Genomic DNA, 14825 nt, shown 5'->3' with positions numbered 1-14825 from the left:
AGGGCGGGGGCGGACGGCGCTGTCAGCTCTCGGGGTCGGAGGAGCGAGGGGTCTGGATCTGCCGACAGGATGTCGCCTGCCGCATGTCACCTCGACGACAGGACCTAGGACCGCGAGCGCCAACTCTCCGCCTCGTTTGCGGAGTTTATACGACACGTGTTCAGATGGTGTTTCGTCTAGCCGTCCTGAATATGAAGAGCAAGGCGATATTCGGTCGACGAAACGAGAGGTTCATCCCGATTCTGTGTCGGGGCCCGTCGATGACCTCGGATTGCTTTGTCGGAGCGGTCGGCCGATTCTCGTCGGCGTTTTTCACGAGATCGTGTCAGGCTGAAACTGTGCTCTGGTTCATGCCTCGTGAATGTGCCTCCGGACAACGGGTACCAGGGTAGCGGTCGACGAGGCTGTACAGGGCGTTATCGATCGTGTTGCCTGGGCATCATCCTCCGGGACGGCAGGGGCCGGAGGATCGGCCTGCCCATTCGAGGAGGGACACTTCGATGGGAGAGAAGGTCGTGGCAGGGTCGTACGACCTGTCCGATCGCCAGCACTACCGAGGCAAGCTCCGGCAGTGTCTGACGGGGCTGGCGAGGCTGCTGGAGGAGAAGCGGTTCGATCGCCCGAAGAATCTCATGGGCCTGGAGATCGAACTGAATCTCGCCGGACCCGACGGCATGCCCAGGATGATGAATGCGCAAGTACTCGAAAGGATTGCGAGCCGAGACTTTCAAACAGAACTTGCCATGTTCAACCTGGAAGTCAACATAGCCCCACATCGATTGGACGGACGGGTATTCGACCGGCTCGCCGAGGAGCTGCACACCTCACTCGCATATGCCCATCGAAAGGCAGGCGAACTCGACGCGGGAATCATGATGATCGGGATTCTGCCGACGCTCGACCGTGACGACCTGGTCTCCTCGAACCTGTCGGACGTCGATCGCTACACCCTGCTCAACGATCAAATCGTGGCCGCCCGTGGCGAGGACTTCGTGCTCGACATCGACGGGGTGGAGCGCCTCGTCTGTACGTCGAAGTCCATCGCGCCCGAGGCCGCCTGCACCTCCGTGCAGTTGCACCTCCAGGTCACCCCGGCGCGCTTCGCGGACGTGTGGAACGCGGCGCAGGCCGTTGCCGCCGTGCAGGTCGCGATAGGTGCCAACTCGCCCTTCCTGTTCGGCCGTGAGCTGTGGCGCGAGTCGCGGCCGCCGCTGTTCCAGCAGTCCACCGACACCCGGCCGCCCGAGCTCCAGGCGCAGGGGGTGCGTCCGCGCACCTGGTTCGGCGAGCGGTGGATCTCCTCGGCGTACGACCTCTTCGAGGAGAACCTGCGCTTCTTCCCGCCTCTGCTGCCCATCAGCGACGAGGAGGACCCGCTCGCGGTCCTCGACGCCGGAGGCATTCCCCGGCTCGCCGAACTCGTGCTGCACAACGGCACGGTCTACCGCTGGAACCGGCCCGTGTACGACGTCGCCGACGGAGTCCCGCACCTGCGCGTGGAGAACCGGGTGCTGCCCGCCGGCCCCACCGTCACCGATGTCGTCGCCAACGCGGCGTTCTACTACGGGGTCGTGCGTGCGCTCGCCGAGGAGGCGCGGCCCGTGTGGACACGGCTGTCGTTCGAGTCCGCGGCGGCCAACTTCGACGCGGCCTGCCGCCATGGCATCGACGCGCGTCTGGAGTGGCCGCGGCGGGGACGGTACGGGGGTACCACCGCGCAGATCGAGGCCGTGCACCTGGTCCGTGACGAACTGCTGCCGCTCGCCGCGGCGGGGCTGGACGCGTGGGGCGTCGAGCCGGCCGACCGGGACTACTACCTGGGGGTGATCGAGGACCGGTGCCGGCTGCGTGCCAACGGGGCGACCTGGCAGACGGCCACCTTCCACCAGGCGCTGGAGAAGGGCCTCGCGAGGGATGCCGCGCTGGCCGCGACGACCCGGCGCTACGGCGAGCTGATGCACCTCGGTGAGCCCGTGCACACCTGGCCGGTGGGACTGCCGGAGCCGGTACCGCTGGGCTGACCGGGGCGGTCTGCCTGCGGCGGTGTCTCTGGGGTGGGCTGCTCGCGGCGGGTGTTCAGGGGGGGCGGAGCGTGCCCCGAGCGGTTGTCCCTGGCCAGGCCGCTGGTGACATGGTCGCCGGGCCGGGTGGGCTGTGGTGGTGGCCCGGGTGGGGCCGCCTGCGCCGGTGCGCCGGGTCCGGCGGGGTGTGGCGCCCCCCTCGGGCCGGGTGGCGTGCGTCGCTGGCCCGGGGTTGTTTGGGGTTCTGGTGTCAGCCTTGGCTCTGGTTGCCCGCTGCCACGATCGCCCTGAGGATCACCGAGTGGATCTGCGTGGGGTCGTTGACCTGCTGGCCGGAGCCGCCGGTCGCCTTGGCGATCTCCTGGACCTCCGCCTTGTCGGCGTCCGGGCCCACGGCGATGGCGATGAGCGGCACCGGGCGCTGTGGGTCGCTGAGCTTCCGCAGTTGGGTGACGAGGGCGGAGCGCGAGATGCTCCCCGGGTCCTGATTGACGCCGTCGGTCAGCAGCACCAGCGCGTTGAACTTCCCCTTGACATAGGAGGAGGTGGCCGCCTTGTACGCGGCGAGCGTGGTGTCGTACAGGCCCGTCGCGCCGTTCGGGACGGGAGACAGGGAGCTGAACGCCGCCGACAGCCTGTCCCGCTGGGTGCCGTTGCCCTTGCGGTCGCCCAGGCGTTCCGTGGGCACGAGCACCCGATAGTCGCGGTCGTCGTCCAGGCGGGTGGAGAACTTCCACAGCCCGATCTCGTCCTCCGAGGTGAAGGTCGCGAGGGCCTGCAGCAGGGACGCCCTGGTGACGTCCATACGGGACTGGCCGGTGCCCGGCACCGGCTGCGCCATGGACGCGGAGGCGTCGACGACCGTGGTGATCCGGGCGCTCTGCACCGTGATCGTCCACGTGCCGAGTGCCTCGTCGACCGCCTTCGCCGGGGTGGGTTCGAGCGCGGCGCGCGCGAACGGCTGCGGGGCTCGCCCCCCGGCCTTGGTGACCAGCGCGGGCGAGACCTTCTCGTCGTCCGTGCGGAACCCGTACCGCTCCAGGATCCGCTGCCCGTCCGACTCGCCGAGCAGCGTCATGAACCGCAGGGCGGCACGGCTCGTGTCGGTGCTCAGCCGTGACTCGTCGACCAGGGTGAACGGGTAGTCGAGCCGCGGTGAGCCGTCCGTGGGATAGAAGAGCTCGAGTCCGGCGCCGCCGCCGGCCGAGGAGTTGTACGCGAACGCCGACTGCTCGGAGAGGATCAGCGCCTGGTTGCGTTGCGGACTGCCCTGCTTGGTGCCGGAGGAGTCACGCGGGAGGGTGTCCAGGACCTGACTGTCGCTGTCGGACGTGCGCTGGGAGAGCGTCTTCGCCATGGCCGCCACCTGGGTGTCACCTCCCTTGACGGTGGCCGCGGCGGTATTGAGCTGGGTCAGCGCGAGCAGGCCGGCCGCGCTGCGCACCGGGTCGGCCGCACCGAGCCTCAGCCGGTCGTCCCGCAGCGCCGCGCCCGCCAACTCGGTCCAGGTGTACGTCTTCTCGGGCCACCCCAGCGACTTCGCGGCCGACGGGACCATCGCGACGCCGACCGGCGAGGAGGCGACGCTGCCCGCCGCGGTCACCCGGGTCGCGTTGCTCTCACCACTGACCCGGTTCACCCACAGTGCGGAGTCCGGCACCCACGCCTGGACGTCGGACTTGTTGCCCGACCTCAGTGCGTCGGCGACCTTGTACGACTCGCGGGCCGTCACGGTCACGGCGATGCAGTGGCCGTCGGAGGTGATGTTGTGGTCGCGGGCCTGTTCGGCGACGGCCCTGAGGGCGGGCGCCATGTCCGGGGACGCGGCGATCTTGAGGGGCACGGCGTTGTCCCGGCAGGACGAGCCGAAGGAGAGCAGACCACCGCGGACCGCGACCGCCGTGCCCGCGGCGACCGTGAGCACCAACACCGTCGCGATGGCCACCGTACGGCGGCGTGCGCGTGGACGGGGGTCGGCCGCGCCCGCCCCGTACGCATCGGGCAAGCTGTGACGTCCCATGACGGTGGTGCCCTCCCTGGATGAGCCGGAGTCGCGAGAAAGCCGTAGAGACGGCCATGAGGCAAAGGCGACGGGGAGGTACGCCCGTACGGCGTCCGTCCACCCGACGGCCTGTCGCACACGATCTTCGCAACTTCTTTCGAGACCCTAGCGGGGCGAAGATGAGGATGCGGCGGGATTACTCAACTGGAGGCGGGAGTGCAGGTGGAGGCGGGGTCGGTGGCCGATTCTTTTCCCGAGGAGCGGCTGACACGACGGATTTTCCGGGACGAAACACTGCTCGTCCTGGGCCTGTCGCTCGGGGCGAGCGGAGTGTCCGCGCTGATCAGCTTTGTCGGGTCGGTCACCAAACCGGGGGGTCTCAAGGACCAGGCGGCCACCCTCAACGCCTCGGCCGCGCCGGGTCGCCCCTGGCTTGATCTGGCCTGGCAGTTGTTCGGCATCGCGTCGGCCCTGGTCCCGGTCGCCCTGGTCGCGCACTTCCTGATGAGGGAGGGCAAGGGACTGCGTGTGATCGGGTTCGACCGTACGCGGCCCTGGCCCGACCTCGGGCGGGGGGCCGCGATCGCGGCGGTGATCGGTAGCACGGGCATCGCCTTCTACCTGGCGGCCCGGGGGTTCGGCGCCAACCTGACCGTGGTGCCGGAAGCGCTGCCCGACGTGTGGTGGAAGTACCCGGTCCTGATCCTGTCGGCCGTGCAGAACGCCGTACTGGAGGAGGTCATCGTCGTCGGGTACCTGCTGCGCCGGCTCGGGCAGCTGGGCTGGACGCCGGGGACCGCGCTGGTGGCGAGCGCGGTGCTGCGCGGCTCGTACCACCTCTATCAGGGCATCGGTGGTTTCATCGGGAACATGGCGATGGGCGTGGTCTTCGTCTACCTGTACCGGCGGTGGGGCCGGGTCGGACCGCTCGTGGTGGCGCACTCGCTGCTCGACATCGGGGCGTTCGTGGGATACGCGCTGCTGGCGGGGAAGGTGGGCTGGCTGCCGACCGCCTGAGCAGCGGCGTGAGCGGGTCCGAAAGGGGCGTACGACACTCTCGTACGCCCCTTTTTTGTACGGCTTTTTCGTGCGTCGCTACGCGAGGAGTTCGCCCTCGATGACCGTGACCGCGTGGCCTGTGAGCAGCGTGCGGTTGCCGCGCAGCTCGGTGCGGACGAGGCCGGAGCGCGGGGAGGCCTGCAGGCCGGTGAGGCCGGGGCGGCCGAGGCGCTCGGACCAGTAGGGCGCGAGGGCGGTGTGGGCGCTGCCGGTGACCGGGTCCTCGTCGATGCCGAGGTTCGGGAAGAAGCAGCGCGAGACGAAGTCGTAGCCCTGGGAGGGGTCTTCGGCGCGGGCGGTCGCGATGATGCCGCGCTCGGAGTACCGGGCGAGGGCCCTGTGATCGGGGGCGAGTCCCCTGACCGTCTTCTCGTCGGCGACCTCGATCAGCAGGTCGCCGGTGTTCGGGCCGGTGTCGAAGGTCGTGAGCGGCTCGGCGCCCAGGGCCTCGGCGACGCCGTCCGGGACCTCGACCGGGGTGAGCGGAGCGGTGGGGAAGTCCAGCGTCAGGGAACCGTCCTCGTGGGGCATGGCGACGAGTACGCCGCTGAGCGTGGCGAACCGCACCGGTCCCGTGTGGGCGCCCGTGGTGCGCAGGACGTGTGCGGTGGCGAGGGTCGCGTGCCCGCACATCGCGACCTCGGCGACGGGGGTGAACCAGCGCAGCGCCCAGTCGGCGTCGCCGCCCTCGGGGAGGCGGTGCGCGAAGGCCGTCTCCGCGTGGTTGACCTCCAGGGCGACGCTCTGGAGCCGGCTGTCCTCGGGGAAGGTGTCGTGGTCGAGAAGGAGGACCCCGGCCGGGTTGCCCGTGAAGGGACGGTCGGTGAAGGCGTCGACGATTCGAATCCGCATGCCCCGACGCTAGCGGCCCGCGTGGGCCGCGGGACAACGCCAATTCCGTGGAACTGGACCGGTTGTGGCCGTCCGGCCCCCTGACCTGCCCGGACTTCCGAGGGTTGTCAGGCGAGCTATTCCGATATATCGTTGACGCATCGCGACCGATCAAAGAACGAATGGAGTGATGGCGATGCGTCCCCAAGGACAGGAATTTGGATTCGAACGTGGACATGGCCGACACGGTGGGCCCGGTCCGCGTGACCGGGGCCGCTTCGAAGGGCGGCGCGGGGCTTTCGGGCCCTTCGGTCCGGGTGGTCCGGGCGGTGGTCCCGGCGGCCCCGGGTTCGGCTTCGGGCCGGGCCCCTGGGGTGGCAGGCGCGGCGGCCGGGGCGGTCCGGGCGGCAGGGCGCGGCGCGGTGACGTACGCGCGTCGATCCTGGCCCTTCTCAAGGACCGGCCCATGCACGGCTACGAGATGATCCAGGAGATCGCCGAGCGCAGCGGCGGGGCGTGGAAGCCCAGCCCGGGTTCGGTCTACCCGACCCTCCAGCTGCTGGAGGACGAGGGCCTCATCACCAGTGCGGCAGAGGGCGGCAAGAAGCTCTTCTCGCTCACCGACGAAGGCCGCGAAGCGGCCGAGGCGGGCCCCGAGGCGCCGTGGGAAGAGGCCGGGCGCGGGGTCGACTGGGAGACGCTGCACGAGATCCGGCAGGCCGGCTTCGGTCTCATGGAGGCCTTCGGGCAGGTCTGGAAGACCGGCAGCAAGGACCAGCGCGACAAGGCGCTGGCGGTCATCAACGAAGCCCGCAAGAAGCTGTACCTGATCCTCGCCGACGAGGACTGACGGGCATGCTGTGGTATCTGACGGCGCCCCGTGGAAGTGTTTCCGCGGGGCGCCTGTCCATGTACGGGGGCTGGATGCGGGTCTCGGGTCAGGCGTGGGAGTCAGGTCACCAGTCCGGCCAGCTTGCGCAGCGATTCGTTGAGGGCGGCCGTCGCCGAGTCCTTGAGCTTGCCCGCCATCAGCGAGACGGCCGCGCCGGTGAACTCCCCGTCGATCCGCACCGAGGTGGCGTCGCCGTTGGGGGTCAGGGTGTAGCGGGTGGCGACGGTCACCGCCATGGGGCCCTTGCCGCGGATGGCCAGGGTGCGGGCGGGCTCCAGTTCCTCGATGGTCCACTCGACCTCGGCCGGGAACCCCATGAGCTTCATGTTCTCCTGGAAGGTGCCGCCGACCTCGAGTGAGGCGGGGCCACCCTTGGGGAAGTTGGTGTGGGTCGAGTTCCACTCGCCGTACGAGGAGAAGTCCGTGAGCTGCGCCCAGACCTTCTCGGCCGGCGCCTCGATGCGTGCTTCCGCGCTGACTTCGGCCATGCGACCACCCCTTCGTGTCAGGCGCTGCGCCCGGCGCAGCTACGGTGTCGCGGAACGTAGCCGCAGCCCTCGGAACATTCAATACTGATGAACCGTCAGGAATTGTGAACTCGGCCCACCTGCCGTATCACCGCCGCGTCGAACAGGTCCCACGCGCGCGGCGCATCCTTGGGGCTTACGCGGGAAGCAAGGCGGCGCGCGCCTTGAGGGAGAACCTGGGGGAGAAAGAGTGCGAAGTCATCCGTAAGGAGGAGAACGTGCTCGCGGAAGCCCACCCTGTGTGGGACGTGAAGATGCTGCCCACCGAGGATGACCCGGGTCGCCGGGACTGATGGGGTAGGGGTTGTGCCACCGCGTATCCCCCAGCAGCCCGCCGCCGAGAGCGGCTCCCACCGCACGGAACTCGATGCCAGGCTCGCAGCCGAGCTGGCGTCGGTGGTCTCCGGCGCACGCAGGCGGGCGCTGCGGGACGGCGACCGGCAGATCGACACCGCCCATCTGCTGCACTCACTGCTGGAGGCCGACCCCCAGGTGCGTGCCGTCTTCGACGGCGCCCCGCAGGTCGCCCGGCTGCTCGGCTATCTCGTGCAGCGCAGCATCGGCTACGGACTGCGCTGGCAGAGCGGCGTCGAGGACTCGGGGGCGGTTCCGGTCGTCGCCGAGGCGGGCTGGTCGCGGGTCGTGGCCGAGGCGGGCTGGTCACCGGTGGCGGCCGGAGCCATGGAGAGCGCGTGCGAGCGTGCCGAACGGCGGGGTGACGAACGGGCCCGCTGTCTCGATCTGCTCGCCTCGATCGTCACCGATCCGCAGGCGCGGGCCGTCGAGGTCCTGCGGCGGGCCGGCGTGGACGCCCGGACGCTGCTTCTGCGCATCGAGAACGCCTTCGACGCCGAGGACGAGTTCGCATGCGAGTTCCGCCTCGACTTCGAGACGTACGTCGGCGGTGGCGACCCGGGCTGCCAGTCCAATCGTTGAGACAGGTGTCATCGGGGGTGACGCTCATGTCGTCGCCTGTCATCATGTGCCGGTGCATACCTCTCAGGGCAGTCAGGACAACCGTGGGAAGGGCGTCGGGCTGGGCCTCGCCCTCGCGTCGGCGGTCGCCTTCGGCGGATCGGGTGTCGCGGCGAAGCCGCTGATCGAGGCGGGGCTCGACCCGCTCCACGTGGTGTGGCTGCGGGTCGCGGGCGCGGCCCTGGTGATGCTGCCGCTGGCCGTGCGCCATCGCGCTCTCGTACGGCGGCGCCCCGCGCTGCTCGTCGGGTTCGGACTGCTCGCCGTGGCGGGCGTCCAGGCCTGCTACTTCGCCGCGATATCGCGTATCCCCGTCGGTGTCGCACTGCTCGTCGAGTATCTGGCGCCGGCGCTCGTGCTCGGCTGGGTGCGGTTCGTGCAGCGCCGGCCCGTGACCCGCGCCGCGGCGCTCGGGGTCGTCCTCGCGGTCGGCGGGCTCGCCTGTGTCGTCGAGGTGTGGTCCGGGCTGAGCTTCGACGTCGTCGGGCTGCTGCTCGCGCTGGGCGCCGCCTGCTGCCAGGTCGGTTACTTCGTCCTGTCCGACCAGGGCAGCGACGCGGGCGAGGAGGCACCGGACCCCCTCGGTGTCATCGCGTACGGCCTGCTCGTCGGCACCCTCGTGCTGACGGTCGTCGCACGTCCCTGGACCATGGACTGGTCGCTGCTCGGGGGCAGCGCGGACATGAACGGCACCTCCGTCGCCGCCTCCTTGCTGCTCGGCTGGATCGTGCTGATCGCGACCGTCGTCGCCTACGTCACCGGAGTGCTCTCCGTGCGCAGGCTCTCCCCGCAGGTCGCGGGCGTCGTGGCCTGCCTGGAGGCGGTCATCGCGACGGTGCTCGCCTGGGTCCTGCTCGGCGAACATCTCTCGGCGCCGCAGATCGTCGGCGGTGCGGTGGTGCTGGTCGGCGCGTTCATCGCACAGTCGTCGGCGCCCGCGAAGCCCTCGGACGGGCCGGTCGCGAGTGGCGGGAGCGGCGCCGAAAGGGAGTTGTCGGCCCACGGGACCGCCGTCTAAGGTGCCGACCATGCCTTCGACGCTCGTTCTGCCGCCTCCGGCCGCCTGAGGCGGGCCCTCCGGAGTTCCCACCCGGCGCGGTGCCGGGTGGCACGGCGCTGCCCGCAGAAGAAGTCCGAGGACCTTCCCGTACGCCCCTGCCCGCTCGGCACGGGCTGCGATGTGGTCCTTCCCGAACTTCTGCGCGGCTGCCTTGTGCGCGGCCGCGCGTATCCGCGGAGAGAAACACGTGTCGCAAGCTGCTTCCGGCCTGCCCCTCGGGCGAGGCCTCCTCTATCTGATCGTCGCCGGTGCCGCCTGGGGCACCGCGGGCGCGGCCGCGTCACTGGTCTACCGGGCCAGTGACATGGGGCCGATCGCCCTCTCCTTCTGGCGCTGCGCGGGCGGACTCGTGCTGCTGCTCGCCGTGCGCCTGCCGCGGCATCGGCGGTGGCGCCGACGGGTCGTGCAGGCCGCCCGGGAACCGCTCGGCCGCAAGACGCTGCGGATCGGGGTCACGGGCCTTGGGCTCGCCGTCTTCCAGACCGCCTACTTCGCCGCGGTCGAGGCCACCGGACTCGCGGTGGCGACCGTTGTCACCCTCGGCGCCGGCCCCGTGCTCATCGCCCTGGGCGCGCGACTGACCCTGGGGGAGCGGCTCGGGCGCGGCGGGAGCGCCGCCGTCGCCGGGGCGCTCGGCGGGCTCGGGGTGCTGGCGCTGGGCGGCGGGGGTGCCACGGTGCGGCCCTGGGGCGTCGCGCTCGCGGTCGTGTCCGCGGCCGGATACTCCACGATGACGCTGCTCACCCGGTGGTGGGGACGAGACGGCCGCGTCGACGGCTCCGGTACGACGGTGTGGACGTTCGCCGTCACCACCGTCTGCCTGCTGCCGCTCGGCCTGGCCGAGGGACTGGTCCCGCACACCGCCCGACCGGCGCACGTGCTGGTCCTGCTGATCTACATCGCCGCCGTCCCCACGGCGCTGGCCTACGCCCTGTTCTTCGCGGGCGCCGCCGTGGTCCGGTCCGCGACCGTCTCCGTGATCATGCTCCTGGAGCCGGTGAGCGCGGCCGTGCTGGCCGTCGGTCTGCTCGGCGAACGACTGACCGTGACGACGCTCGCGGGCACCCTGTTGATGCTGGGTTCGGTCGCGGGGCTCGCGGTGGCCGAGGCGCGGAGCATCCGGGGCGACGCCCGGAGGGTGCCCGAGGAGGAACGGGCGCTCGTCTGAGGGATGCGGCGGGTATGAGGCATGAGGCCGAGGCGCCGGGGGGTGACCCCGCCCGGCGCCTCGGGTGCCTCGGCTGCCCCGTCGTCACAGGGTCGCGAGATAGTCGGGGAGCTCGATGCCGGGGGCCAGGTCGTCGGCGGGGATCGGGGTGCCGTGTCCCTTGGTGAGGGGGACGACCCCGGTCCAGTGGGGGAGGGCGAGGTCCTCCACGTCGTCGTTCGGGCCGCCGGTGCGCAGCTTCGCCGAGACCTCGTTCAGGTCGAGGCGGATCACGGCGGTGGCGGCGAGCTCCTTGGCGTTGGCGGGGCGCGAGTCGTACGAACGGCCCGGGACGACCTGGTCGACCAGCGCGTCCAGGGCCGCCCGCTTCTCGTCCGGGTCCGTCACCTGGTGGGCGATGCCGTGCACCACCACGGAGCGGTAGTTCATCGAGTGGTGGAAGGCGGAGCGGGCCAGGACCAGACCGTCGACATGGGTCACGGTCAGGCAGACGGGCAGCCCGGGGTCGGCCTGACCGGTCATCCGCAGCGGGCGCGAGCCCGTCGAACCGTGGACGTAGAGGCGCTCGCCGACCCGTCCGTAGAGGGTGGGGAGCACGACCGGGGCGCCGTCCCGGACGAAGCCGAGGTGACAGACGTACCCCTCGTCGAGTATCGCGTGGACCAGCTCGTGGTCGTACGCGGCGCGCTCCTTGGAACGGGTGGGGACGGTGCGATCGGTCGGGGTGTAGGCGGCGGGCCGCGTCGTCCCGGGCTGAGTGCTCGTCTCCGACATTGCGCTCTCCATTGCACTAGTGCATAATCTTCTTTGTGCTAGAAGAGTATCGGATCGAAGGGCGTCGCGCAGCGGACATTTCCGCGAGCGTCGAGCGTGCGGTGGGCAGCGGTGACCTCGAACCGGGGCAACTGCTTCCGCCGATGCGGGAGTTGGCGGAGCGGCTCGGGGTGAATCCCAACACCGTCGCCGCCGCCTATCGCACCCTGCGTGAACGCGGGGTGATCGAGACCGCGGGTCGGCGCGGCAGCCGGATCCGCTCGAAACCCGTCACGACGGGACGCGACTACATCCGGGTCGAGGTGCCGGAGGGCGTGCGGAACGTGGCCGACGGCAACCCCGACCCGGCCCTGCTGCCCGCCCTCGCCGAGGCGTTCGCGGCGGCGGCCGGACGGTCGGACCGGGATCCCGTGATGTACGGGGAGGCCGCCGTCGAGGCAGAGCTGGAGCGGCTCGCGCGCGCCGACCTCGACGCGGACGGCGTCCCCGACGGGCCCGTCGTCGTCACCTCCGGATCGCTCGACGCCATCGAGCGCGTGCTGGCGGCCCATCTCAAGCCCGGGGACGCCGTCGCCGTCGAGGATCCCGGCTGGGGCAGCGTGTTCGACCTCGCCCCGGCGCTCGGGCTGCGCACGGTCCCGGTGCGCGTCGACGACGAGGGCCCGGTCCCCGACGACGTACGCCATGCCCTGGAGGCCGGTGCCCGCGCGCTGATCGTCACGGACCGGGCACAGAACCCGACCGGCGCCGCGGTGGGCGCCGCACGCGCGCGTGCCCTGCGTTCCGTGCTGAAGGTGCACCCGGACGTCCTGCTCGTCGAGGACGACCACGGGCATCGGATCGTCGACCTGCCGCTGCACCCACTGGCCGGGGTGACCCGCGACTGGGCCTTCGTACGCTCCGTCGCCAAGGCCTACGGCCCCGACCTGCGGCTCGCCGTCCTCACCGGGGACCCCGTCACCATGGACCGGGTGCACGGGCGGCAGCGGCTGGGGCCCGGCTGGGTGAGCCATCTGCTGCAACGGGCGGTCGTCCACCTGTGGGCGCACGGCGCGGTGGACGTCACGGCCGTGGCGGCGGCGTACGGGCGGCGCCGGGACGCGCTGATCGACGCCCTGAAGCGGCGTGGCATCGAGGCGTACGGGCGCAGCGGGATGAACGTGTGGATCCCCGTCCCGGACGAGACGGGAGCGGTCGCGCGGTTGCTGCACGCCGGCTGGGCGGTCGCGCCCGGGGCGCGCTTCCGGATGAGCGCGCCGCCCGGGATACGGATCACCGTCTCGACTCTGACGCCGGACGACATCGAGCCGCTGGCGGACGCCGTCGCCTCCGCCGTCGGACCGGCGCCCGTACGCGGCTATGTGTGAGTCGGTCCGTGCGCGGCTACGTGAGAGTCGGTCCGTGCGCGGTTACGTGTGAATCGGTCCGTACGCCCTGAGGGCGCCGTCAGCGGTGCGGTCCGGCCTGGGTGAGCGCGGCGCCGGCGAGGACGATCACCGCGCCGACCGGCGTGGACCAGCTCAGCGACTCGCCGAGGATCGCGACGCCCGCGGCGGTGGCGATCACCGGGATGAAGTGCGTGACCATCTGGGCCGTCGTCGGGCCGACCTCGGCGACGATGCCGTACTGGACGAGCATGGCCAGGCCCGTGCCGAGGGCCCCCAGGGCGGCGATCGCGAGCAGCGGGACGACCGGGAAGTGGCTCGGCAACGCGGTGAACAGCGGGGTGACGAGGGCCAGTTGGGCAGTGGCGAGCAGGAGTTGGGCGCCGGTCATCGACAGGTGCGAGTGGCCGGTGCCGGCCAGGGTACGGCGGACGTAGATCCAGCCGATCGGGTAGCTCAGCGAGGCCAGCAGGGCCATCAGCGTGCCCGTGGCGTCCAGGCCGTGGAAGCCCTGCCAGACGCCGAGGACCGTCAGGACGCCGAGAAAGCCGATGCCGAGACCGGCGACCCTGCGCCGGGTCGGGCGGTCCTCGGAGAGAGCGACCAGGGACAGGGCCATGCCCCACAGGGGCGAGGTCGCGTTGCAGATGCCCGCGAGCGTGGACGGGATCGTCAGCTCGGAGTAGGCGAAGAGCGAGAACGGCAGTGCGTTGAGCAGGAAGGCCGCGACCGTGAGATGACCCCAGGTGCGGGCCCCGCGCGGCAGCCGCTCCCGCTTCACCACCATCGCCGCCGCGAGCACCGCCGTCCCGAACAGCAGCCGTCCGAAGGTGACTTGGAACGGCGCGTAGCCCTCCGTGCCGACCTTGATGAGCAGGAAGCTGAAACCCCAGATCAGCGAGAGGGCGCCGAAGCGGATCCGCCAGTCGAGGGCGGTGCGACGGCGGGGGGTCGTGGCGGTCGGGGTGTCGGTTCGGGGAGTGGTCACGGCGCTCATGGTCGTAACGATGAGGCAGACGATCTCGTAGCACAAGCGAGATTTCTCGAGTGGTATCTCGTAGCATTGCTTACATGTTGAATCTGGAGCGTCTGCGCACCCTCGACGCCCTCGCCCGGCACGGCTCGGTGAGCGGCGCGGCCGAAGGGCTGCACGTCACGACGTCGGCCGTCTCCCAGCAGATGTCCAAGCTGGAGCGCGAGGTGGGGCAGCAGCTGCTCGCCAAGAACGGGCGAGGGGTGCGTCTCACGGATGCCGGACGGCTGCTCGCCGAGCATGCCGCGCGCATCCTGTCGCAGGTCGAGCTCGCCCAGTCCGACCTGGAGGCCCAGCGCGGTCAGGTCGTCGGTGAGCTGCGGCTCTCCGCCTTTCCGACCGCCGCGCGCGGGCTGTTCCCCACCGCGCTCGCCGCGCTGCGCGCCGATCACCCCGGGCTGCGGGTGAGCTCCAGCGAGCTGGAGCCCGAGGCCGGGGTCGCCGGCGTGATCCGGGGCGACCTCGATCTGGCGGTGGTGCTCGACTGGTACAACAAGCCGATGCCGCTGCCCGACGGCCTGGTCAAGGCCCCGATCCTCGACGACCCCGCCGACGTGGCGATGCCGGTCGGCCACCGGCTCGCGGACCGCGCGGAGGTCGACCTCGGCGACTTCGCCGACGACGAGTGGATCACATGGGGCGAGGGCGAGTTCTGCCACGAGTGGCTGATGTTCACGTTGCGCTCCCGGGGCGTCGAGCCGCACATCGGCCATCGCGCCGCCGAGACGCACACCCAGCTCGGCCTGGTCGCCGCGGGGCTCGGTGTCTGCATCGCGCCGCTGCTCGGGCGCCGGCCGATGCCGGACGGAGTCGTCACGGTGCCGCTGCGGCAGGCCGTCCGGCGGCATGTCTACGTGATCTGGCGCGCGGACGCCGACCGCCGCCCGTCGATCAGAGCGGCGGTCGCGGCGCTGCGGGCGGCGGGGGAGAGCGTCGGCTGAGCAGTGACCTGAGCGGTGACCTGGGCTGCGGCGGGCCGGCGGCTGCGCGGCCGGTCGCCGTGGTGGCTCGCGGACGTCTCCCGGTGGGGAGAGCTTGCGGAAGTCCCCCAGGGAAGCGCGTGTCCTGCGGTGGCGGGGGTTCGCGGTGGCCCCACGC

Annotated in this window: 14 protein-coding genes; 9 read left to right on the top strand and 5 right to left on the bottom strand. The window is 71.2% G+C overall.

The annotated features are described in order from the left end of the window. Positions 1-500: 500 nt before the first annotated feature. Complete coding sequence (locus tag OG798_RS12830) at positions 501-2021, top strand: glutamate-cysteine ligase family protein (RefSeq protein WP_095855896.1); 1521 nt, start codon at positions 501-503, stop codon at positions 2019-2021. Between the two features lie 250 nt (positions 2022-2271). On the opposite strand, the gene OG798_RS12825 is transcribed toward OG798_RS12830, so the two are convergent. Continuing rightward, entirely contained in the window at positions 2272-4041 is a 1770-nt protein-coding gene (locus tag OG798_RS12825) for a substrate-binding and VWA domain-containing protein (protein ID WP_328757004.1), read from the bottom strand. Positions 4042-4239: 198 nt separating this feature from the next. On the opposite strand from OG798_RS12825, the gene OG798_RS12820 reads away from it, so the two are divergent. Next, positions 4240-5040, top strand: a complete 801-nt coding sequence (locus OG798_RS12820) for a CPBP family intramembrane glutamic endopeptidase (RefSeq protein ID WP_067379079.1) — start codon at positions 4240-4242, stop codon at positions 5038-5040. Between the two features lie 78 nt (positions 5041-5118). Here the strand turns inward: OG798_RS12820 and OG798_RS12815 are convergent, their stop codons facing one another. Next, on the bottom strand, positions 5119-5934 hold the full coding sequence (locus tag OG798_RS12815; RefSeq protein WP_095855899.1) for a PhzF family phenazine biosynthesis protein: 816 nt from the start codon (positions 5932-5934) through the stop codon (positions 5119-5121). A 175-nt stretch (positions 5935-6109) separates the two neighbouring features. Here OG798_RS12815 and OG798_RS12810 point away from each other — a divergent pair, with 175 nt between their 5' ends. Next, positions 6110-6763, top strand: a complete 654-nt coding sequence (locus tag OG798_RS12810) for a PadR family transcriptional regulator (RefSeq protein ID WP_075032588.1) — start codon at positions 6110-6112, stop codon at positions 6761-6763. Positions 6764-6864: 101 nt separating this feature from the next. On the opposite strand, the gene OG798_RS12805 is transcribed toward OG798_RS12810, so the two are convergent. Then, positions 6865-7293, bottom strand: a complete 429-nt coding sequence (locus OG798_RS12805; protein WP_328757002.1) for a type II toxin-antitoxin system Rv0910 family toxin — start codon at positions 7291-7293, stop codon at positions 6865-6867. Between the two features lie 104 nt (positions 7294-7397). Between OG798_RS12805 and OG798_RS12800 the strand changes: the two genes are divergently transcribed. From OG798_RS12800 to OG798_RS12785, 4 genes are all read left to right on the top strand, one after another. Beyond that, positions 7398-7625, top strand: coding sequence for a hypothetical protein (locus OG798_RS12800; RefSeq protein WP_121416778.1), 228 nt, complete (start codon positions 7398-7400; stop codon positions 7623-7625). Positions 7626-7638: 13 nt separating this feature from the next. Beyond that, the gene (locus tag OG798_RS12795) at positions 7639-8268 is read left to right on the top strand and encodes a Clp protease N-terminal domain-containing protein (RefSeq protein ID WP_267061254.1); all 630 of its coding nucleotides are present in this window, start codon (positions 7639-7641) and stop codon (positions 8266-8268) included. Positions 8269-8314: 46 nt separating this feature from the next. After that, the gene (locus OG798_RS12790; RefSeq protein WP_095855902.1) at positions 8315-9325 is read left to right on the top strand and encodes an EamA family transporter; all 1011 of its coding nucleotides are present in this window, start codon (positions 8315-8317) and stop codon (positions 9323-9325) included. A 229-nt stretch (positions 9326-9554) separates the two neighbouring features. Next, entirely contained in the window at positions 9555-10535 is a 981-nt protein-coding gene (locus OG798_RS12785; protein WP_267061252.1) for a DMT family transporter, read from the top strand. A gap of 84 nt (positions 10536-10619) precedes the next feature. Here OG798_RS12785 and OG798_RS12780 read toward each other — a convergent pair whose 3' ends face one another. After that, positions 10620-11309 carry a pyridoxamine 5'-phosphate oxidase family protein gene (locus OG798_RS12780; protein ID WP_328757000.1) on the bottom strand — a complete coding sequence of 230 codons (690 nt, stop codon included), beginning with the start codon at positions 11307-11309 and terminating at the stop codon, positions 10620-10622. A 35-nt stretch (positions 11310-11344) separates the two neighbouring features. Between OG798_RS12780 and OG798_RS12775 the strand changes: the two genes are divergently transcribed. Next, complete coding sequence (locus OG798_RS12775; protein ID WP_121416781.1) at positions 11345-12676, top strand: aminotransferase class I/II-fold pyridoxal phosphate-dependent enzyme; 1332 nt, start codon at positions 11345-11347, stop codon at positions 12674-12676. Between the two features lie 79 nt (positions 12677-12755). Here OG798_RS12775 and OG798_RS12770 read toward each other — a convergent pair whose 3' ends face one another. Further along, positions 12756-13691, bottom strand: a complete 936-nt coding sequence (locus tag OG798_RS12770) for a DMT family transporter (RefSeq protein ID WP_267061250.1) — start codon at positions 13689-13691, stop codon at positions 12756-12758. Positions 13692-13765: 74 nt separating this feature from the next. Between OG798_RS12770 and OG798_RS12765 the strand changes: the two genes are divergently transcribed. After that, positions 13766-14668, top strand: a complete 903-nt coding sequence (locus OG798_RS12765; RefSeq protein WP_097226482.1) for a LysR family transcriptional regulator — start codon at positions 13766-13768, stop codon at positions 14666-14668. The last annotated feature ends 157 nt before the right edge of the window (positions 14669-14825 follow it).

Source organism: Streptomyces sp. NBC_00271 (assembly GCF_036178845.1).
In the GTDB taxonomy this organism is placed as follows: Bacteria; Actinomycetota; Actinomycetes; order Streptomycetales; family Streptomycetaceae; genus Streptomyces.
The sequence above is the reverse complement of the archived record's forward strand: the minus strand, read 5'-3'. Positions and strand labels throughout refer to the sequence as shown.